The sequence below is a fragment of the Mesorhizobium sp. B2-7-1 genome, assembly GCF_006440735.1.
Lineage (GTDB): Bacteria > Pseudomonadota > Alphaproteobacteria > Rhizobiales > Rhizobiaceae > Mesorhizobium.
Genome location: NZ_VFUA01000069.1, coordinates 16,766 through 35,193 on the forward strand (window position 1 = coordinate 16,766; position 18,428 = coordinate 35,193).

The window sequence follows — 18,428 nt, forward strand, 5'->3', positions numbered from 1 at the left end:
CTAATAGTCACTTTTCGATACTGTTAACTATCCTGCCCCTGTTCCGAAGGCCGATTCGGTTCGCTCCGGAACCGCATTCAGACTGAAAGCCAAGGGGCGTTCGTGCCGGAAGGAGTCGCACCCGCCTCCTTGCCGGCGCTGGAAATCGAGGCCTGAACCCGCCGGTTAACGTTCAAAATGGTCGTCATGGTGCCAACTTGCCTTGCCTTGCCAAGCATGAGCCGAGTGTTTACAGCCGTTTTCCAGGGGTCAGGGCAATGATGCGACCGGCACAGCCGCCGGCTTGCAGAGCGGGGTCAGGAACATGCCTCTTTCCGAGGTCTATGCTGTCGCGAGCAAGGACATCGTCTTCGAATCCTTCGACGGCGAAGCCGTCGTGCTCGACCTCTCCAACGGCAAGTATTTCGGCTTCTCCGATTCCGGCAGCAAGGTGTGGCAAGCGCTGTCCTCGGGCGTCGGCACCGAGGCGCTGATCCGATCGGCCGCGGGCGCCGAAATGGTGAGCGCCGAAGCACTCGAGACATTCATCGCGCAGCTGGTCGAGCTTGGGCTGCTGGCTCCCTCCAGCGCAACGCCGCTGCCCTCTTCCGACGATTTGCCGGCGGCGCTGGCGGCGGCAAGCGAGCCGCTCAATGTCAGCGTCCATGACGATCTTGCCGACCTCATCACCGTCGACCCGATCCACGAGGTCGAGGAACCGCTCGGCTGGCCGGCCGTCAAGCAGGTTTCCTGAGCGGTCGGCGGCGGACGAGGTCAGGCTGGAACAGACCATGCCGCGCGTGACGCTCGAGACCCTGCCCGACTACGCCCGCTTTCTCATCGCCGCCGCCGAAGGCGCTGCCGCGCAGTTTCCAGTCCGGCGAACCGTCCGCCTGCCCGGGCTGGAATTGATCGCGCATCTCGATCCCGGCGCGTTCGCGGATGCCCTTGGCCACGCGTTCCTGGAAACCGACGGCGATTCGCTGAGCTCCCGCCAATGCCGCATCTTCATCGGCCATCCGGGCGTCGGCGGCATGCCGGTGCCGGCAAGCTGGGGCGATGCGCATTTCACCGAACACGGCTTTGCCCAGAAACTCGCCGAGGTCGGGCTGCGCGGCCATCATTACCACGATCTGGATTTCTGGCAGGTCTACGATCCCGACCGACGGGTGGGCGTCCAGTTGATGCGGTCCGCCGACGCGTTTCCGCCCTGGGAACAGGGGGCGCCGCTGCGCGCCTTCCTGCACTGGGAATACGCCGCCCGCGGCATGCGTCTTGCCCATACCGGCACGCTGGGCCTCGACGGCAGGGGCGTGCTGCTGGCCGGCGCCGGGGGTGCGGGAAAATCCGGAACCGTCGTTGCCGGCCTGCTCAACGGACTGGACAGCGTCGGCGACGACTATGTGCTCATCGACCTCGAGAGCGGCGTGACCGCGCGACCACTATTCTCAATCCTGAAACAGGACCCGCAGGGTTTTGTCCGGCTCGGGCTGGAAAGGCGGCTGGGCACCGACCGCCCGATCAACTGGCAGGGCAAGCATGCCTTTCACATTAACGAGATCGCGCCTCGACCAATGCGTGCAACCCTGGACATTTTTGCGTTGATGGTGCCACATATCGGTGGCGGCGAGACAAGCTCGATCGTGCCGATGTCGCGTAAGGATGCAGTGATCGCGCTGGCGTCGTCGGGCATCGCGCAGATGCCTGGCGAGCGGGAAAGCGGCTTTCGCTTCTTCAGCGATCTCACGCGCTTGCTGCCATGCTACCGGCTTCTCCTCGGGACGCATCCGGAGGAGATCGCCGGTACGATTGCGGATTTCCTAGCGCGGGCGCCCGATGAAGCTGAGCGTGATCATGCCGGTCTATAATCGCGAGCGCTTCGTCGTCCCGGCCCTGCGATCGCTGCTGCGGCAGCGCGATGGCGCCGATCTCGACATCATCGTCATCGACGACGGCTCGACGGACGGATCGGTCGAGGCGGTTCGCGCCATGATGGACAAGGACACCTGCATCCGCCTGTTCCGGCAAGCTCATATAGGGGTTGCCGGAGCCCGCAATGCCGGGCTGCGGCAATTGCCGGCGGATGCCGGCTTCGTGTCCTTCCTCGATTCCGACGATATTTCGCTCGCCAACCGGTTCAAGGCCGACCTCGACCATTTCGAAACGCATCCCGGCCTCGATCTGACCTACTCGCTGATGACGCTGGTCGACCGGATCGACGACGAGACGTTGGAGCCGGCCGCGAACAGCCGTATCATGACGCTTCGCGGGCTCTCCTTGAGCACCGCCCTGTTCAGCCGGGCGCTTGTCGATCGCATCGGCTGGTTCGACGAGGAGTTCGAATTGTCCGAGGACACAGACTATCTGCTGCGCGTCTTCGAAACGGGCCCCCGTTTCGAGCTTCTGGACAGCGTCGCGGTCTACTACCGGCGCCATGCGGGGAACGCCACCAGGGAGAATAACCGCAGGCTGCGCGACCATCTGCGGGCGATGCACAAATCGATGCGGCGGCGCAGGGCGGACCCTTCGCTGCGCGAGGCTCCGGGAATTTTCGAGTTCAAGAGCCCGCCTGACTGGCAGGTCATGTGATGAGCGCCGGGGGGCGGGACCAAATAAGACAGCCGGGGAGCCACGAATGAGGCTCTCCGTGATCATGCCGGTCCACAATCGCGAGACTTATGTAGGCGCAGCACTTCGCTCGCTGCTCAGGCAGCGCGACGCCGCCGATCTCGATATCATCGTCATCGATGACGGCTCGACCGACGGTTCGGCCGATGCGGTGCGCACGATGATGGACGAAGCACCTCACATCCGGCTGTTCCAGCAGGAAAACATGGGCGTGACCCGGGCGCGCAACAGCGGGCTCGGGCGGCTCAAGCCGGAAACGGAACTGGTGTCCTTTCTCGATTCGGACGACATCTCGCCGGCCGGGCGCTTCGCGACGGATCTCGATTTTTTCAGACGGGATCCCTCGCTCGAGCTCACCTATTCCAGGATGATGCTGGTCGACCGGATCGACGACGAGACGCTCGAGCCAACCCGCGACAGCAACACGATCAGCGTTCGCGGCATCCATCTCTCTGCCGCGATCTTCTCGCGTGGCCTGGTCGACCGGATCGGCGGTTTCGACGAGGACTTCGTCCAGGCCGAGGATACGGACTTCCTGTTGCGCAGCTTCGAGGCCGGCCCCCGATACGCGCTGCCGGACACGCTGGCGCTTTATTACCGTCGGCATGCCGGCAACATGACGAAGCGGGATGACGTGCAGTCGCGCGAGTTCATGCGCGCCATCTACAAATCGATGAAGCGCCGCAGGGCCGACCCGTCGCTCAAGCCCATCGAAGGCATCTTCGAACTGAAGAAACTCGCGGACTGGCGGTTCATGTGATGAGCGCATACAGCGTCGTCATTCCGGCCTACAACGCCAGCGCCACGATCGCCGAGACGCTGCGATCGGTGGCGGCGCAGACGCTGCGGCCCGAACTGGTCGTGGTGGTCGATGACGGCTCGACCGACGATCTTGCCGCGGCGAGCGGCGGTATCGACCTGCCGCTCAGGCTTTTGCGCCAGGACAATGCCGGGCCGGGCAGCGCGACCACCCGCGGCATCGCCGCGCTGTCGACGCCCTTCATCGCCACGCTCGACGCCGACGACCTTTGGCTGCCCGGAAAGATCGCCGCGCAGCTTGCCCATCTCGAACGGCTTCCCGGGACATCCGGGGTCTTCACGCATATGCGCAGTTTCCGCGACGGAGAGCCCGGTGCGATGGCCCCGACCGCAACGCCCGGCTGGTCGCGCTCGACGATGCTGATGCGCCGGGCGGCCGTGGAGAGCGTCGGCCCGATGGTCGACCCGCCGGGCGGCCGTGGCGAGATGATCGACTGGATCGCCCGCGCGCGGGAAAGCGGTTTTGTCCTCGACATGATGCCTGACGTGCTGGCGCTGCGGCGCATCCGGCCGGGAAGCCTGTCCTACGGGCGCGACACGGCGCGCGACCGCGGCTACCTGGAAGTGGCACGGCTCGCCATGCTGCGGCGGGCGCAAAGCAAGGCCGGCTCCAGCTGATGGCCAGGATCCGTCGCATCGGCAGGCGTTTTCCCGACTATGGCTGGTCCTGGCCGACCGGCTCGCTCGACCAGTTGCTCAAGGCCGCACTTCTGCCCGACGAAGAGGCGGCGCGCCTTTGCGCCGAAGGCTGGCTGGACGAGAACGACATCGACCATGTCTCCTTCCGGGAACACCGCCTGCTTGCCGCGATTTCCGATCGGTTCGGACGCAAGCTTGCCGGCCACGCCGCCTATCCGCGCCTGGTTGGCCTGCAGAAGATGCTGTGGACCAAGTCGCGCATGGCCATGCGCGAGGCCGAGCCGGCATTGAAGGCGATGGTCGATGCCGGTTGCACGGTGATGTTGATCAAGGGCGCCAGCCGCATCGCGCTCGACGCCGCCGCGCAACGCGGACGCGTGGCGCATGACATCGACATACTGGTGCGGCCGCATGATATGCAGCCGGCTTTCGATGTGCTGCGCGACCGCGGCTGGCAGATCGCCACCGGTGTTTCCCCGCAATATCTGCGCACAAGGCTGGCATCGCTGCGCTCGATGAATTTCTTCAAGGGCAATTACGGCGACATCGACCTGCATCAGCTGGCCTATGACGGCTCGCAGCAGGACGCCGAAGACGACCTCGCGATCTGGCGCCGCGCGATTGCCGCCAAATTCAGCGATGTCGGCGTGGTCGTGCCCTCGCCCGCCGACCGCATCGCGCTCGCCATCGCGCATGGCGGCCTCGACGCGCATACGCATAGCGACTGGCTGGTCGACTGCACTGTCGCCATCGAAGGCGGTGATGTCGACTGGGCCATATTCCTCGATATCGTCGCCAGGCGCGGCCTCGCCGTCGCCGCGGCGGTGGCGCTTTCCTACCTTGCGCTGGAGATCGGCATCGCGGTGCCGGAGGCTGTCCTGGCCAAGGTGGTGGACATGGCAGACCGGCGCGGCGCGGCGCGCCTGTCGTCCGTCCTGCAGGCCAAGCCGCGCACCGATTTCGGCGCGCTGACCTGGCTGTCGCGGGGATTTGCAAAGCAGCTGCGCCTGCAGCGCAAGAAAGGCCGACTGAAGCAGACCGAGCCGGACATCGTGTGGCGCGGCAAGTCGATGGCGGCGAACGCAGCCGGGAGGCCCGCGCCGTTCGTGCTTTCCCAGCCGCTGGATGAGCCGCAGGGCGACGTCAGCGAGATGATGCTCGATCTCATCGTGCGCATCGTCGTTCCGCCGGTCAGGCGTCGCATCGAGATGGAGATCAATGCGGGCGACCGGCACGTGGCCCGGCTGCGCTCGATGGCGATCAGCCGCTCCGGCGGCGAGCGGATGCTGCGCTTCCGCGGCAAGGTGAAGCTCGACCGGGCGGGGCGGACCCTGGTGCTGGAGGCGCGGCCGTCACGGCAGTTTCGCGTCTGGGACAACGAGCAGGCCGTCGCCACCTATGGCGCGCTGCCCTTCCAGCTCGTTTCGGCAAAATTCTCGTAGAGCGGCTGATAGGGCTTATCAAACGCCATAGCGTTCGGTGCGGATCGGCCCCGCCGGAACGCCGGCGCCGATCAGCGCATCGGCGGCGGCCGAGACGAATGCATTCGAGCCGCAGACATAGGCGAGCCTTGGCGCCTTCGGCAGGCGCTTGATGGCCTGCGCCATCATGCGGGCGTCGACGCGACGGGAATAATCGGACGGTCGCCTCGCCGGTTCGCGCGTCAGCGTCAGCACCAGATCGAACCCGTCGCGACGATCGTCGAGGCCGATCAGCTCGTCACGAAAAATCACCTCATCCCAGACCCGCGCCGAGAACACCAGCGCGACGGGCACCGCGTTGTTGCGCAGCGTGCGATGGCGCACCATCGCCATCAGCGGCACGACGCCCGATCCGCCGCCGACCAGAAGGATCGGCCCGCCGTCGCTCTCCTCCCAGATGAAATGGCCGCCCAGCGGGCCGCGCAGCTCGATCTCGTCGCCGACGGCCGCCACGTCGTGGAAGAAGGGCGAGACCTCGCCGTCGTCGAGCCGCTCGATCGCGAGCTCAACGCCGCCGCCTGTCTCCGACGCCGAAGCGATGGAATAGGAACGGCGCGCCTGATAGCCGTCCGGCGCCGTCAACCTGATGTCGACATGCTGCCCGGCCAGATGGGCGAAGGGCCGCGACGGCTGGAACCAGAAGCTGGTGACGCGCGGCGTGCGCTTTTCGATGCGGGTGATCGTGGCTGCCTGCCAGGGCGATTGCGGCGACGGCTCGGCGGTCATCGACTGCTGCTCACGGATCGCCCCTCACGGGTCACTGGAATAGCGCTGCTCGCGCCAGGGGTCGCCATACATGTGATAGCCGCGCAGCTCCCAGAAGCCCGGCTCGTCGCGCTCGGTGAACTGCAGCCCGTTCACCCATTTGGCCGATTTCCAGAAATAGAGATGCGGCACCAGCAGCCGCGCCGGCCCGCCATGATCCGATGTGATCGGCTTGCCCTCGTAGAGCAGCGCCACCATCGCCTTGCCGGTGACGAGGTCCTTGGTCGGCACATTGGTGGAATAGCCGTCGAAGGACAGCGCCAGCGTGTAGGCGGTCGGCGGCTCGATGCCGGCGTCGGCGAGGATGTCGTCGATCATCACGCCTTGCCATGGCGTGTTGAACTTGGTCCAGGCCGTGACGCAATGGATGTCGCGCGTCATCTTGCTTTGCGGCAAGGCGTTGAATTCGGCCCAGTTCCATTTCTTGAGCGGTTTTGGCCCCTGCTTGAGTGTGAAGGACCAATCCTCGGTGCGCACCCGTGGGGTCGGCCCTGCCGAGAGCACGGGAAAACCCTGCTCCAGATACTGGCCGGGCGGAATCCGCGCGTCGGTGTCGGAAGGTGGACGCCTTCCGGAAAAGAAACCACGCGTGACCATCGAGACGCCTCCTGCACCGGCAGAAACGATCGGCGCAGTGTTCTCGAAGATATCGCCATGGGCAACAGGAATCTCGGCGACCCGCCGAATAGCGGCGGGTCGCCGTGCATTGTCAGCCGGCGGCGAAGGGCACCGCTACGAATATCTGCGCATCACCGCGATCGATCAGCAACAGCACCGACTTCTTGCCGGACTTGCCTGCTTCGGCGATCGCCTGGTTGGCCTGCCTGGCGGTCTTCACCGGCATCTGGTCGACGCCGACGATGACATCGCCGGGCTGGATGCCGGCGACCGAAGCCGCCTTGTCCGGATTGACCCGCTCGACCACCGCGCCGCGCTGGTTGGCGGCAAGATTGAGCTGGTCGCGGATATCGGGCGTGAGATCGGTCAGGCCGAGGCCGAGCGAGGGGACGCGCAGTCCCTGTCCGGCCGACGGGCTGCCGCCTTCATTGCCGTTCGACGCGGTCTTCTGATCGTCGCTGTTGCGGCCGACATCGGCGGAAATCTGCATCGCCTTGCCCTTGCGCCAGACATCGACGGTTTCCTTGGCGCCCGGCGACACGTCGGCGACGGCGCGCGACAGATCCTTCGGATCCTTGATCTCCTGGCCGCCGAAGCCGGTGATGACGTCGCCGGTTTCAATACCAGCCTTGGCCGCCGGCGACCCGTCGTTGACCTGGGAAACCAGCGCGCCGGCCGGATGATCGAGGCCGATGGCGCTGGCGACATCCGGGGTGACCGGCTGGATCTGCACGCCGAGATAGCCGTATTCGATGTCGCCGCCCTTCATCAGCTTGGCGACGACCTTCTCAGCCTGGTCCGACGGGATGGCGAAGCCGACGCCGACGCTGCCGCCATTGGGCGAATAGATGGCGGTGTTGATGCCGATGACATTGCCGTTGACGTCGACCAGCGGGCCGCCGGAATTGCCGTGGTTGATCGGCGCGTCGATCTGGATGAAGTCGTCGAACGGCCCGCTATGCAGGTCACGGCCGCGCGCCGAGACGATGCCGGCGGTGACGGTGGTGCCGATGCCGAACGGATTGCCGATGGCCAGCACCTGGTCGCCGGTCATCAGCTTGTTGGAATCGCCCCATTTGACGGTCGGCAGAGGCTTGTCGGCCTTGATCTTGAGCACCGCCAGGTCGTTCTTGGCGTCGTGGCCGACGAGCTTGGCGGGAAGCTCGGTGCCGTCGTCGAGCGTCACCTTGATCGAGCTTGCGCCGTCGATAACGTGATTGTTGGTGACGATGGTGCCGTCCGCACCGACGATGAAGCCGGAGCCAAGCGCCTCGGCGCGCTGCCCCTGCCGCTGCGGCGGCGCTTTCGGCATCGGCATGCCCTGGTCGCCGAAGAACTGCTGGAAGAACTGGTCGAAAGGCGCATTGCCGCCCATCGGCGAACCCTCGTCCTCGGGCTGCGCCTTCATCACCGAAGTGATGGTGACGACGGCCGGCTTGGTCACGGCAATGATCGGCGCGAAGGAGCCGTTCGGGGCCGTGATGCCGGCGACGGGCGTCTGCGTGGTCGCGGCCACGGTGCTGAGGCCGGCATTGCTCTGGGCGAAGGAAACGACGACGGGCGAAATGATCAGCGCGGCGCCCAACAGGGCGGCGACGCGATGTCTGCGAAGAATGCTTGAGGGTGACATGGTCGTTCTGTCCGGGCGAGCGTTGATCCGGCGTCGCGGGCGCTCCCACGGGATCGTCCGTCGACGTGCCGATGACCGGATTTGCCTGTCTCGCCGTGCATGGCAGCCGGCCGTCTCGACAGACAAGCATCTAGGACGCCTAGTTGCCGTAATTAGGGTTTTGAGGCAACCTTACGAAGATTTAATTCAGAGCGCGCTTACGAAGCGTTCCCGCCGGCGCAGATAAGACGAGCCAATTTCGCGCATCCTGGCGCGGTCGAAACTTGGGCCGTGGCCGCCATGGCCGATGCGGATCGGCAGGTCGAGCAGGCGTTGCATGGTGCGGCAATAAGCGGTGCGATCGGAATCTTCCAGATCGTCGATCAGCATGCCGTCATAGATGGCGTCGCCGGCGAAGAAGAGGCCGTCCGCCTCGTCGAACAGCGCGATCGAATCCGGCGAGTGTCCCGGCAGATGCAGCACGCGGAATTTCCGGTCGCCGAGATCGACGATATCGCCCTCGTCGAGCGCGCGGGTCAGCGGCGCGGGCGAGATGCGGTAGTCAGCCGCCTTCCAGTCCGGCGCCGGCAATTTCGTGACGGCGCCGTCGAGATTGTGGAACATGTAGGCGTAAGTGACGGCGTCATCCATGCCGTCGAACCGCGCCGCGCTCATCTTCGGCCCCATGCGCAGCGGGAATTCGTGCAGCGAGCCGACATGGTCGAGATGGATGTGGGTGGCGACGACGATGAGCGGCTTGCCGGCCGGCGTGTCGATCTGCGGCGCCAGCGGACAGATGCCCATGCCGGTGTCGACCAGCAGGTCGGCGTCGCGGCCCTTCAGGTGCCACATGTTGGCGCGCACGAAATCATGCACGAAAGGCTCGGTCAGCATCGTCGTGCGTTCGTCGATAACTGCCTTGCCGAACCAGTCGCCCACCTCAAGCTCGGGCATCGCGCCGCCCGCCATCAGACGAACGGCTTCCCGACCTTGTATTTTTCCGGCACCAGCCGCTTCAGATAGGCCATGCCGGCTTCCGAAAGCTGGTTTGCGTCCGGCTGCATGAAATCGTCGGGCATGTGGCGCGTCTTGCCGGCCACCGCCTTCAGCGGCACTTTCTTCAACACCGTCTTCGACCCGTCATACTGGATCGCGACCGAGCCGCCGCCTTCGCCGGCGACGGCGACCGCGAAGGCGCCGGCGTCGAAGGCCTCCTTGGCGTCGACGGCGCTGATCGCGCCGACATAGCCGCGCGGCATGTAGCCCAATGCATCGACCCGCGCGCGCTTGCCCGGCAGCCCTTCGGCGAGTGCCCGTTCAAGCGCCGCCGGCAGGTCGCTGCCCGACAGCTTGACGTTGCCGTGCTGGTCGCGCTCGAGCTTCTCCGGCGGCACCAGGCTTTCGACCAGCGCCTTGCCGTCGGCGGTGCTGACACCCTCAGAGACGGCGACGATGCAGCGCTTGTGGCGATCCAGCTTTTCGCGCACTTCGTCGATGAAGCGCTTCGCCGAGAAGGCGCGCTCCGGCACGTAGACCAGATGCGGGCCGCTGTCGGGATCGAGCTGCCAGGCGGCCGCGGCGGCGGTGAGGAAGCCGGCATGCCGGCCCATGACGATGCCGACATAGATGCCGGGCAAAGCGCGGAAATCGAGATCGACCGAGAGGAAGGCGCCGGCGACGAATTCGGCCGCCGAGATGAAGCCCGGCGTATGGTCGTTCTCCTCGAGGTCGTTGTCGATGGTTTTCGGCGCATGCACGAAGGCGATCGAGCCGCCGGCGGCATCGGTCAGGATCTGCTGGGTGCCCGAGGTGTCGTTGCCGCCGATATAGATGAAGGCGTCGGCACCGGCCTTTTTCAGGCCGTTGAGGATGACCTCGCAATAGGCGGCGTCCGGCTTGTCGCGGGTCGAGCCAAGGGCTGCGCTCGGCGTGCCGGCGATCAGCCGCAGCCGGTCCTCGGGGATGGCGGAGAGATCGACATAATTGCCGTCGCGGATGCCGCGCACGCCATGGATCGAGCCCAGCACCTTGGCGCCGGGATGACGCTTACGGATTTCCAGCGTGGCGCCGACGACCGTCTGGTTGATGACGGCGGTCGGGCCACCGCCCTGCGCGATGACGAAGGTTCCAGCCATGCTTTTTCTCTCCCTAGAGCATGATGCCGAAAAGTGTGAAGCGGTTTTCGGACGACATCATGTTCTAATTCTTTGATTTAGAGACGGATTCAGATTTCAGGTCTGAATGGAGCTGAAATCATCCGGCTCGAGGCGAAGGTTTTCATGGCACCTTCGCCTGTCTTGCGGCATCGCGCAACGGAAGAGTGGGCCGGCTGAGCGATCAGACCACGACGACCGGGTTCTTCTTGGAAACGCGGCTGTAGAGGTCGATGATGTCCTGGTTGATCAGGCGCACGCAGCCCGACGACATCGCCTGGCCGATGCTCCACCATTCGGGCGAGCCGTGGATGCGGTAGCCGGTGTCCTTGCCGTTCTGGTAGATGTAGAGCGCCCGGGCGCCGAGCGGATTGGTGAGGCCGCCGGGCTGGCCGCCCTGCCATTTCACCAGTTCGGGCTTGCGCTGGATCATTTCCGGCGGCGGCGTCCACACCGGCCATTCGCGGCCGTACTGGATGTTGGCGCGGCCCGACCAGCGGAAGCCGTCCTTGCCGATGCCGACGCCGTAGCGGATGGCATCGCCGCCCGACTGGACCAGATAGAGCATGCGTTCCTGCAGATGGACGACGATGGTGCCGGGCGCCTCGCCGGTCTTGTCGACGACGATCTGGCGGCGGAACTGCGGCTTGACCTTCTGCCACGGCACCTCCGGCACCTGGAAGCCGCCATCGGTGAGCGAGGCGTACATGACGTCGGGACCGGTGATGTTCTTGTCGACGCTGATCGCCGGGCGCATCGGCGGCACGGAACCGGTAACGGTGTTGTCGAGCTGCATTTGCGGCAGGTCGAGCGTGTCGGTGGTGCTGCAGCCGGCCATGCCAAGCAGCGCCATGGCGCCGGCGCCGGACAATACGGCGCGGCGGGAAAGCTGAATTTCGGCATCGATTGCGGCGCCGTTTGAAGGCGGCGTCAGACGTTGCGGCAACTCGCGCATGCACCAAACCCTACGCTGCCGGCGGGAAGCACGGTCCGGCCGGATCGCAGGCATTTTCGCCACTCATGGTTGAAAAAGGGTGAAAGACCGGAAGCGAGGCTTAACCCTAACGGATCGTTGCGGCAGTCAACGGACCTGCGGCCCAGGCGTCGAAGATTTTTCCAACGGCCTCTTTACATTCCCGACGACCCCAGGATTTATCCTTTTCTTTGCGCCCAAGGAGCAGGGAAATGTCCTTCGAAAACTGGGCTGCCTTCGCCGCCGCCTCTTCCATCCTTCTCGTCATTCCAGGCCCGACGATCCTGCTGGTCGTCTCCTACGCGCTGGGACAGGGCTGGCGCACCGCACTGCCGATGGCGGTGGGCGTCGCGCTGGGCGACTTCACCGCCATGACGCTGTCGATGCTCGGCATCGGCGCGCTGCTCGCGGCGTCGGCCACGGTGTTCACCGTGCTAAAGGTGATCGGCGCCGGCTACCTCATCTATCTGGGTATAAAGCTGTTCCGCGCCGGCGGCGCGCTGAAGGCCGAACCGCGCACCGACGCGGTCTCGGCGGCTAGGATGATGGCGCATGCCTGGCTGGTGACGGCGCTCAACCCGAAGAGCATCACCTTCTTCGTCGCCTTCCTGCCGCAGTTCCTGGACCGGCACGCCGATTTCTGGACGCAGATGCTGATCTTCGAGACGACCTTCCTGACCTTGGCTTTCGCCAACGCGTTCGGCTACGCGCTGATTGCGTCCAGGGCCCGCGCGATCGTGCGCAACCCGAAGGCGATCCGCATCTTCAACCGCACCGGCGGCACGCTGCTGGTCGGCGCCGGCATCGCCACGGTGGCGATGCGGTCGGGGAACTGACATCATCCCGCGCAAATGGTGAGGCTGGTCAGCCTCACCATTTTACACTGACGCCGAGATTGCCTTCCAGCACGCGCCGCTTGTCGCCGCCAAGGTTGGTGCTGTAGTCGGCAGTGGCGAAGACGCTGACCTTGTCGGTCACCTTGGCGACCACGCCGCCGCCGAATTCGAAGGAGGTGGACCGGCTCTCGGTCGAGATGTCGGTGCCCTCGAAATCGACGCGGTCGGTGCCGCCGAAATCGCGCCAGAGATTGGCCTTGAGATAAGGCTGCAGCGGCATCCCGTTGAGGACCGTCTCGCCTTGCAGCCTCAGTCCGATCCTGCCGGTGACGTTGTCGTCGGAATCGAACGATACCGAGGAGAACCGGTCCTTGGCATCGTCGAGCGACAGATGCTGCCAGACCAGCTGCGCCTGCGGCTCCAGCGTCCAGCCTTGTCCGAGCGCGACCGGATAGCCGCCTTCTAGCGATGCGGTGATCCCGGTTCCGCCGACATCGATGCCGATGTCGCGTGACGATGAGGCCGAGCCGCCGAAGAAGGTCGCCATCAGCACACCGTCCAGGTACCAGCCGGCCTTGCCTAGCCGTGTCCAGTAACCGCCGACGCTGGTGCCGGTAACATCGAGGCTGCCGACAGCGAGCCCATCCTGAGCCAGCGCCTGGCCACGCAGGTCGCCGTTCATGCTGCCATAGGCAAGGAACAGGCCGGCGCGGTCGACCGAGCCGGAGGCGGTTTCACGGCCGATGAGGTCGAAGCCGGCCTGAAGACCGAACAAGGTGCCGTCGAAGGAGGGCGAGACCGTTCCCGACCAGCCCATCTTGGCGTCCTGGCCGAAGATACGGCCCCAGACCGGCTGCAAATCGGCGTCTGACGACAACAGGCTCTGCTCGCCGCGGCGTTCGTGGAAGGTGCCGAGCGTCGCCATCGTCAGGTGTTCCGCGACCGGCGGCACGGCCGAATAGACCGGCACCTCGACTCGATAGAGCAGGATTTCCTGACCCGGCGCCGGCGTCGGCAGATCGGGTACGGCGGTCGGCACCGGGGGCGGCGGCGGCGGCGGATCAGCCGGCGGCGCCTCGGACGGAGCCGGCGGCGCCTCGGGTTCCGGATCGCTGACCTGCACAGGCTGCGTCGGATCGACCGGCGGATTGTTGATATCGCCATCGGTCGGCACCGGCACCGGCGGCAATTCGGACGGTGGCGGCGGCGCTTCGGTTTCCGGCGGCACGGGTTCCAGTGCAGGCGTGGGTTCGGACGCGGACGGAGCCGCGGCCGGCGATGTCGGCGTGATCAGTGCCGAGCGCAGGTACCAATTCTCCGCGCTACCGGCGCCGGCGCCGCCCTTGAACAGGTAATATTCGAAGGCGCCGGCCGCGACCGGCGCATCGAGCGCGAAGGCGCTGGCGGTCGATGTGGCGCCGTTGACCGCCTGCACGACCATGATGCCGTCGGCCGTGGTCTCGGCACCGGCGCCGCCGTCATTGATCACCGCGATGCCGGTTGAGCCTGAGGCCGTGCCGCCGGACAGGACCAGCCTGTCGGAAGCGGAGGAATCATCGCCCAGCTCGGTCTGGAGGAGCAGCAGACCACCGAGCCCGGTATAGTTGCCGTTGATGGTCAGGCGATCGGTGGCGCCGGTGCTGCCATTGGTCAGGTCGATGCGGCCGGCATTGAAGACCTCGGCCAGTTGGCCGGATGTAAAGGCCTGGATCGAAGCGTTGAAGCCACCGCCATAAAGCGTGCTTGCCTGGTCGACGTTCAGCCTGCCGGTGCCCGTGCCGGAGTCGCCGAGCGCGAGATTGCCGTCCAGCGTCAATTCGGTGTCGTTGGTGGCGTTGATTGTCTCCCAGTTCTGGACCCTGGCGATGCCGTCGAGCTTTACGTTGTCGAAGGTGAGCGTGTCGGTACCGAGGCCACCGTTGAGCGCGTCGGCGCCGCCGAGATTGGCCTTGGTGAGGTTGCTGAGCTTGGCGGTGTCGTTGTCGGCGCCGAGATCGACGCTGCCGTAGATGATGCCGCCGCCGTCCCAGACGAAATTGTCGGAGCCAAAACTCATCAGCACGTCGCCGCCGACGGTGCCGCCGGTGACCGTGACACTGTCGTCGCCGCCGCTGACGCTGATGTTGCCGCCGATGGTGCCGCCGGAGAGAATGATCGTGTCCTGGTCGAAACCGGTGACGAGGTTGCGGTCGATGATGCCGCCCGACATGTTGAAATAGTTCTTGTCGAGCTTCATGTTGACCCGACCGATGCGGCCGCCGGTCATCACGGCACGATCGCCATCGTCGAAGAAATCGACGATGCGCCCGCCGCTCATGGTGAAGGTGTCGAGCCCGTCGCCCTGGTTGAGCGAGCCGATCTGGCCGCCGCTCATGTTGAAATCGTCGATGCCGGCGCCCTGCTGGACATTGCCGGTGACGGTGCCTGACTGGATGTCGACACGGTCGGCACCAGGGCCGAAAGTGACATTGCCGCTGATCTGGCCGGTGCCGCCGGCCGGGAAGGTCAGCGTGTTGTCGCCGCCGGTATCGGTAAGGCTGCCGCCCGAATCGCCACTGTCGCAAACGAAAGTGTCGTTGCCGGGGGTGGGAGCAAATACGCATGCCGCGAAGGCTTCGGAGCCGGGTAGAAACGTCAGTGCAGTCGAGGCGAAGAGGCCAATCATCCAAGGATGATCCAGGCCCCTCATCTGTCGATCAGCATTTGCTGATATAACTTTATCTTCCGAGAATAGTCTCGGGAGAGAATTTCCAAAGCGCCGCATCGCGTCCTCGCAATTCGCGATTTAAGCCGCCCCGTCCCTGCCGCAATGAAGACATAATTCGTCTCGGTTTTCAAAGCCTATTCTGTGTCCTATGGTTGATGAACTGCGATATCGGGCGGATAGACCTGAGTATTGATTGATCCAGGCGGCCGTTGGCACGCTCCGCGCCGATGCTTTAGGATCGCGCTCCGAACAACAAATTCACTATCGTCGAAGGACACCCAATGGCGCTGAAGGACGCATTCGGCCTGACTTATTCGGGCGCGACCGAAGCCGGGTTTTCGTCCTACGCCCGCGCCGTGCATGAATTGCAATGCTTCATCGGCGACCCGGTCCGCTCCATCGACCGCGCCATTGCCGACGACCCGGCCTTCGTCATGGCGCATGTCTTCAAGGGCTACCTGTTCGGCCTTGCCACCGAGCGGGACGCGATGGCCGTCGTGCAATCCTGTCATACGGCGGCGCAGCCGCTTGCCGGCACCACGCGCGAGCAGGCGCATGTCGCGGCGCTCGGCCATCTCGCCGAAGGGCGATGGCATGAGGCCGCACGCATCCTCGAGGACATCACGATCGACAGTCCGCACGATGCGCTGGCGTTGCAGGTCGGGCACCAGATCGATTTCTTCACCGGCAATGCCCGCATGCTGCGCGACCGCATCGGCCGGGCGCTGCCGGCTTGGCAGAAAGGCATGCCGGGCTACCACGCCATTCTCGGCATGCAGGCCTTCGGGCTGGAAGAAATGGGCGATTACGCCCGTGCCGAATCCCTGGGCCGGCAGGCCGTCGAGATCGAACCGCGCGACGGTTGGGCGCAGCATGCGGTCGCGCATGTCATGGAAATGCAAAGCCGGCAAAGAGACGGCATCGCCTGGATGCGCGCCAATCCGGATGCATGGACGAAGGAGAGCTTCCTCCAGATTCACAATTGGTGGCATCTGGCGCTGTTCCACTATGACCTCGGCGAGACGAGCGAGGTGCTCCGGCTCTATGACGGGCCGATCTATGGCGACCGCTCGACACTGGCGCTCAACATGGTCGATGCCTCGGCGATCCTGTGGCGCCTCACTCTCGGCTGCGTCGATGTCAGCGACCGCTGGGCGACACTTGCCGCCAACTGGATGCCGAAAGCCGCCGCCGGCAATTATGCCTTCAACGACGCGCATGCGATGATGGCCTTTGTCGGCGCGGGGCTGGAGGCGCCGGCGCAGACGCTGCTCGAGGCGCAGCGCGAGGCGATGCGCGGCAGCGACGACAATGCCGCCTTCACGCGCGATGTCGGGCATCCGCTGACGCTTGCGATCAAGGCGTTTGGCGAGGGCAATCACCACGAGGCCGCGCGACTGATCCGGCCGATCCGCTCGATCGCGCACCGCTTCGGCGGCAGCCATGCGCAGCGCGACGTGATCGACCTGACGCTGATCGAGGCCGCGTTGCGCGCCGGCGAGACGGCGCTGGCGCGGGCGTTGACCGCCGAACGGCAACTCGCCCGGCCCGATAGCCCGCTGTCGGCGCTGTTCTCGCGGCGCGCAGCCGATTTGTCTGAGAATTGACCCGAAGCGGATCTTGTCTTAAAAGCTGGCCGAGCCAGATTTTTTCGAGACCCGAAAAAATTAATGGCAATGGGAGGAAATCATGTATCTCGGCCTCGACCTGGGCACATCGGGCGTCAAGGCGCTGCTGATTGACGATGGCCAGAAGGTCATCGGCTCCGGCCACGGATCGCTCGACGTCTCGCGGCCGCATCCCGGCTGGTCGGAACAGGATCCGGCGCATTGGATCGAAGCCTGCGAGGCGGCGGTTGCCGAGCTCAAGGCTTCGCATCCGAAGGAACTCGCGGCGGTCAAGGGCATCGGCCTGTCCGGCCAGATGCATGGCGCCACGCTGCTCGATGCCTCAGACAAGGTGCTGCGCCCGTGCATCCTGTGGAACGACACGCGCAGCCATGTCGAAGCGGCTGCGCTCGACGCCGATCCGCGCTTCCGCAAGCTCACCGGCAACATCGTCTTCCCGGGCTTCACCGCCCCGAAGCTTGCCTGGGTGAAAGAACACGAAGCCGGGATCTTCGCCGCCGTCGCCAAGGTGCTGCTCCCCAAGGATTACCTGCGGCTCTGGCTGACTGGCGAGCACATTTCCGAAATGTCGGATTCGGCAGGTACCGCATGGCTCGATGTCGGCAAGCGGCGCTGGTCGCCGGAACTGCTGGCGGCGACCTCGCTCGACGAGAAGCACATGCCGTCGCTGGTCGAAGGCACCGCGAAGGCCGGCGGATTGCGCGGCGAGCTCGCGGCGAAATGGGGCATCGCGGCGGGTATCCCGATTGCCGGCGGCGCCGGCGACAACGCGGCCTCGGCCTGCGGCATGGGCACGGTCGGCGCCGGGCACGCCTTCGTCTCGCTCGGGACGTCGGGCGTGCTGTTCGCGGCCAACGCCTCTTACCTGCCCAATCCGGAAAGCGCGGTACATACTTTCTGCCATGCGCTGCCCGACACCTGGCACCAGATGGGCGTGATCCTGTCGGCCACCGATTCGCTCAACTGGCTGTCGGAAATCACCGGTAAGAGCGCCGGCGACCTGACCGGCGAGCTCGGCGATACGCTCAAGGCGCCGACGGGCGTCACCTTCCTGCCCTATCTCTCGGGCGAGCGGACGCCGCATAATGACTCCGCCATTCGCGGCTCCTTCACCGGGCTGGCGCATGAATCGAGCCGGGCCGTGCTGACGCAGGCGGTGCTGGAGGGCGTCGCCTTCGCTTTCCGCGACAGTCTCGAGGCGCTGAAGAAGGCCGGCACGACGCTGAACCGGGTGACCGCGATCGGCGGCGGCTCGCGCTCGCGCTACTGGCTGAAGGCAATCGCCACCGCGCTGCAGGTGCCGGTCGATATTCCCGCCGACGGTGATTTCGGCGCCGCGTTCGGGGCGGCAAGGCTTGGGTTGATCGCCGCGACCGGCGCCGATCCGCTTGCCGTCTGCACCGCGCCGGCGACGGATGCGACGGTTGAGCCGGATGCCGGGCTTGGTGGGACTTATGCCGATGCCTATCAAAGGTATCGTGCGCTTTATCCGGCGATCCGGGCTGTGACTGCGTGAGTATGCGCGGAGCCCCCCTCTCTGCCCTGCCGGGCATCTCCCCCTCAAGGGGGGAGATTGGCAGTTGGGGCGCTGGC

At 65.5% G+C, this 18,428-nt stretch carries 16 protein-coding genes; 9 read left to right on the forward strand and 7 right to left on the reverse strand.

The window, feature by feature from the left end:
• Window positions 1-304 precede the first annotated feature (304 nt).
• The 6 genes from FJ471_RS22770 to FJ471_RS22795 are packed head-to-tail and all read left to right on the forward strand — an operon-like array spanning window position 305 to window position 5,507.
• Window positions 305-733 (forward strand): PqqD family protein, encoded by a 429-nt coding sequence (locus FJ471_RS22770; protein ID WP_140806989.1) that lies wholly within the window; start codon window positions 305-307, stop codon window positions 731-733.
• A gap of 37 nt (window positions 734-770) precedes the next feature.
• Window positions 771-1,847: a serine kinase gene (locus FJ471_RS22775; RefSeq protein WP_140806990.1), complete on the forward strand. Its 1,077-nt coding sequence runs from the start codon at window positions 771-773 to the stop codon at window positions 1,845-1,847.
• Window positions 1,816-2,568, forward strand: a complete 753-nt coding sequence (locus FJ471_RS22780; RefSeq protein WP_181179656.1) for a glycosyltransferase — start codon at window positions 1,816-1,818, stop codon at window positions 2,566-2,568. Before FJ471_RS22775 ends, FJ471_RS22780 begins: the two co-directional genes overlap by 32 nt.
• A gap of 46 nt (window positions 2,569-2,614) precedes the next feature.
• Window positions 2,615-3,367, forward strand: a complete 753-nt coding sequence (locus FJ471_RS22785) for a glycosyltransferase family A protein (protein ID WP_140806991.1) — start codon at window positions 2,615-2,617, stop codon at window positions 3,365-3,367.
• Complete coding sequence (locus FJ471_RS22790; RefSeq protein ID WP_140806992.1) at window positions 3,367-4,044, forward strand: glycosyltransferase family A protein; 678 nt, start codon at window positions 3,367-3,369, stop codon at window positions 4,042-4,044. Before FJ471_RS22785 ends, FJ471_RS22790 begins: the two co-directional genes overlap by 1 nt.
• On the forward strand, window positions 4,044-5,507 hold the full coding sequence (locus FJ471_RS22795; RefSeq protein ID WP_181179658.1) for a nucleotidyltransferase family protein: 1,464 nt from the start codon (window positions 4,044-4,046) through the stop codon (window positions 5,505-5,507). The genes FJ471_RS22790 and FJ471_RS22795 overlap by 1 nt, the downstream gene beginning before the upstream one ends.
• A gap of 18 nt (window positions 5,508-5,525) precedes the next feature.
• Here FJ471_RS22795 and FJ471_RS22800 read toward each other — a convergent pair whose 3' ends face one another.
• From FJ471_RS22800 to FJ471_RS22825, 6 genes are all read right to left on the reverse strand, one after another.
• Window positions 5,526-6,272, reverse strand: coding sequence for a ferredoxin reductase (locus tag FJ471_RS22800; protein ID WP_140806994.1), 747 nt, complete (start codon window positions 6,270-6,272; stop codon window positions 5,526-5,528).
• A 24-nt stretch (window positions 6,273-6,296) separates the two neighbouring features.
• Entirely contained in the window at window positions 6,297-6,908 is a 612-nt protein-coding gene (locus FJ471_RS22805; protein ID WP_140806995.1) for a sulfite oxidase-like oxidoreductase, read from the reverse strand.
• Between the two features lie 112 nt (window positions 6,909-7,020).
• A complete protein-coding gene (locus FJ471_RS22810; RefSeq protein WP_140806996.1) occupies window positions 7,021-8,559 on the reverse strand; it encodes a DegQ family serine endoprotease in 1,539 nt (512 codons plus the stop codon).
• 186 nt (window positions 8,560-8,745) lie between these two features.
• On the reverse strand, window positions 8,746-9,507 hold the full coding sequence (locus tag FJ471_RS22815; protein ID WP_246684795.1) for an MBL fold metallo-hydrolase: 762 nt from the start codon (window positions 9,505-9,507) through the stop codon (window positions 8,746-8,748).
• Window positions 9,507-10,673, reverse strand: a complete 1,167-nt coding sequence (locus FJ471_RS22820) for a diphosphate--fructose-6-phosphate 1-phosphotransferase (protein WP_127866656.1) — start codon at window positions 10,671-10,673, stop codon at window positions 9,507-9,509. Before FJ471_RS22820 ends, FJ471_RS22815 begins: the two co-directional genes overlap by 1 nt.
• 202 nt (window positions 10,674-10,875) lie before the next feature.
• Complete coding sequence (locus FJ471_RS22825; RefSeq protein WP_224669643.1) at window positions 10,876-11,544, reverse strand: L,D-transpeptidase; 669 nt, start codon at window positions 11,542-11,544, stop codon at window positions 10,876-10,878.
• A 332-nt stretch (window positions 11,545-11,876) separates the two neighbouring features.
• Here FJ471_RS22825 and FJ471_RS22830 point away from each other — a divergent pair, with 332 nt between their 5' ends.
• On the forward strand, window positions 11,877-12,500 hold the full coding sequence (locus FJ471_RS22830; RefSeq protein WP_140806998.1) for a LysE family translocator: 624 nt from the start codon (window positions 11,877-11,879) through the stop codon (window positions 12,498-12,500).
• A 34-nt stretch (window positions 12,501-12,534) separates the two neighbouring features.
• On the opposite strand, the gene FJ471_RS22835 is transcribed toward FJ471_RS22830, so the two are convergent.
• Window positions 12,535-15,165: an autotransporter outer membrane beta-barrel domain-containing protein gene (locus FJ471_RS22835; RefSeq protein WP_246684796.1), complete on the reverse strand. Its 2,631-nt coding sequence runs from the start codon at window positions 15,163-15,165 to the stop codon at window positions 12,535-12,537.
• 323 nt (window positions 15,166-15,488) lie between these two features.
• Between FJ471_RS22835 and FJ471_RS22840 the strand changes: the two genes are divergently transcribed.
• Window positions 15,489-16,814 (forward strand): tetratricopeptide repeat protein, encoded by a 1,326-nt coding sequence (locus FJ471_RS22840; protein WP_140807000.1) that lies wholly within the window; start codon window positions 15,489-15,491, stop codon window positions 16,812-16,814.
• Window positions 16,815-16,896: 82 nt separating this feature from the next.
• Window positions 16,897-18,351, forward strand: coding sequence for a xylulokinase (gene xylB, locus FJ471_RS22845; protein ID WP_140807001.1), 1,455 nt, complete (start codon window positions 16,897-16,899; stop codon window positions 18,349-18,351).
• The last annotated feature ends 77 nt before the right edge of the window (window positions 18,352-18,428 follow it).

Bases quoted from the DNA above. Each gene is read 5' to 3' on its own strand.
- FJ471_RS22825 (WP_224669643.1), bottom strand. From the start codon at position 11,544: ATGGCGCTGCTTGGCATGGCCGGCTGCAGCACCACCGACACGCTCGAC.
- xylB (WP_140807001.1), top strand. From the start codon at position 16,897: ATGTATCTCGGCCTCGACCTGGGCACATCGGGCGTCAAGGCGCTGCTG.
- FJ471_RS22810 (WP_140806996.1), bottom strand. From the start codon at position 8,559: ATGTCACCCTCAAGCATTCTTCGCAGACATCGCGTCGCCGCCCTGTTG.
- FJ471_RS22775 (WP_140806990.1), top strand. From the start codon at position 771: ATGCCGCGCGTGACGCTCGAGACCCTGCCCGACTACGCCCGCTTTCTC.
- FJ471_RS22840 (WP_140807000.1), top strand. From the start codon at position 15,489: ATGGCGCTGAAGGACGCATTCGGCCTGACTTATTCGGGCGCGACCGAA.
- FJ471_RS22795 (WP_181179658.1), top strand. From the start codon at position 4,044: ATGGCCAGGATCCGTCGCATCGGCAGGCGTTTTCCCGACTATGGCTGG.
- FJ471_RS22815 (WP_246684795.1), bottom strand. From the start codon at position 9,507: ATGGCGGGCGGCGCGATGCCCGAGCTTGAGGTGGGCGACTGGTTCGGC.
- FJ471_RS22800 (WP_140806994.1), bottom strand. From the start codon at position 6,272: ATGACCGCCGAGCCGTCGCCGCAATCGCCCTGGCAGGCAGCCACGATC.
- FJ471_RS22805 (WP_140806995.1), bottom strand. From the start codon at position 6,908: ATGGTCACGCGTGGTTTCTTTTCCGGAAGGCGTCCACCTTCCGACACC.
- FJ471_RS22785 (WP_140806991.1), top strand. From the start codon at position 2,615: ATGAGGCTCTCCGTGATCATGCCGGTCCACAATCGCGAGACTTATGTA.
- FJ471_RS22770 (WP_140806989.1), top strand. From the start codon at position 305: ATGCCTCTTTCCGAGGTCTATGCTGTCGCGAGCAAGGACATCGTCTTC.
- FJ471_RS22830 (WP_140806998.1), top strand. From the start codon at position 11,877: ATGTCCTTCGAAAACTGGGCTGCCTTCGCCGCCGCCTCTTCCATCCTT.
- FJ471_RS22790 (WP_140806992.1), top strand. From the start codon at position 3,367: ATGAGCGCATACAGCGTCGTCATTCCGGCCTACAACGCCAGCGCCACG.
- FJ471_RS22835 (WP_246684796.1), bottom strand. From the start codon at position 15,165: ATGATTGGCCTCTTCGCCTCGACTGCACTGACGTTTCTACCCGGCTCC.
- FJ471_RS22820 (WP_127866656.1), bottom strand. From the start codon at position 10,673: ATGGCTGGAACCTTCGTCATCGCGCAGGGCGGTGGCCCGACCGCCGTC.
- FJ471_RS22780 (WP_181179656.1), top strand. From the start codon at position 1,816: ATGAAGCTGAGCGTGATCATGCCGGTCTATAATCGCGAGCGCTTCGTC.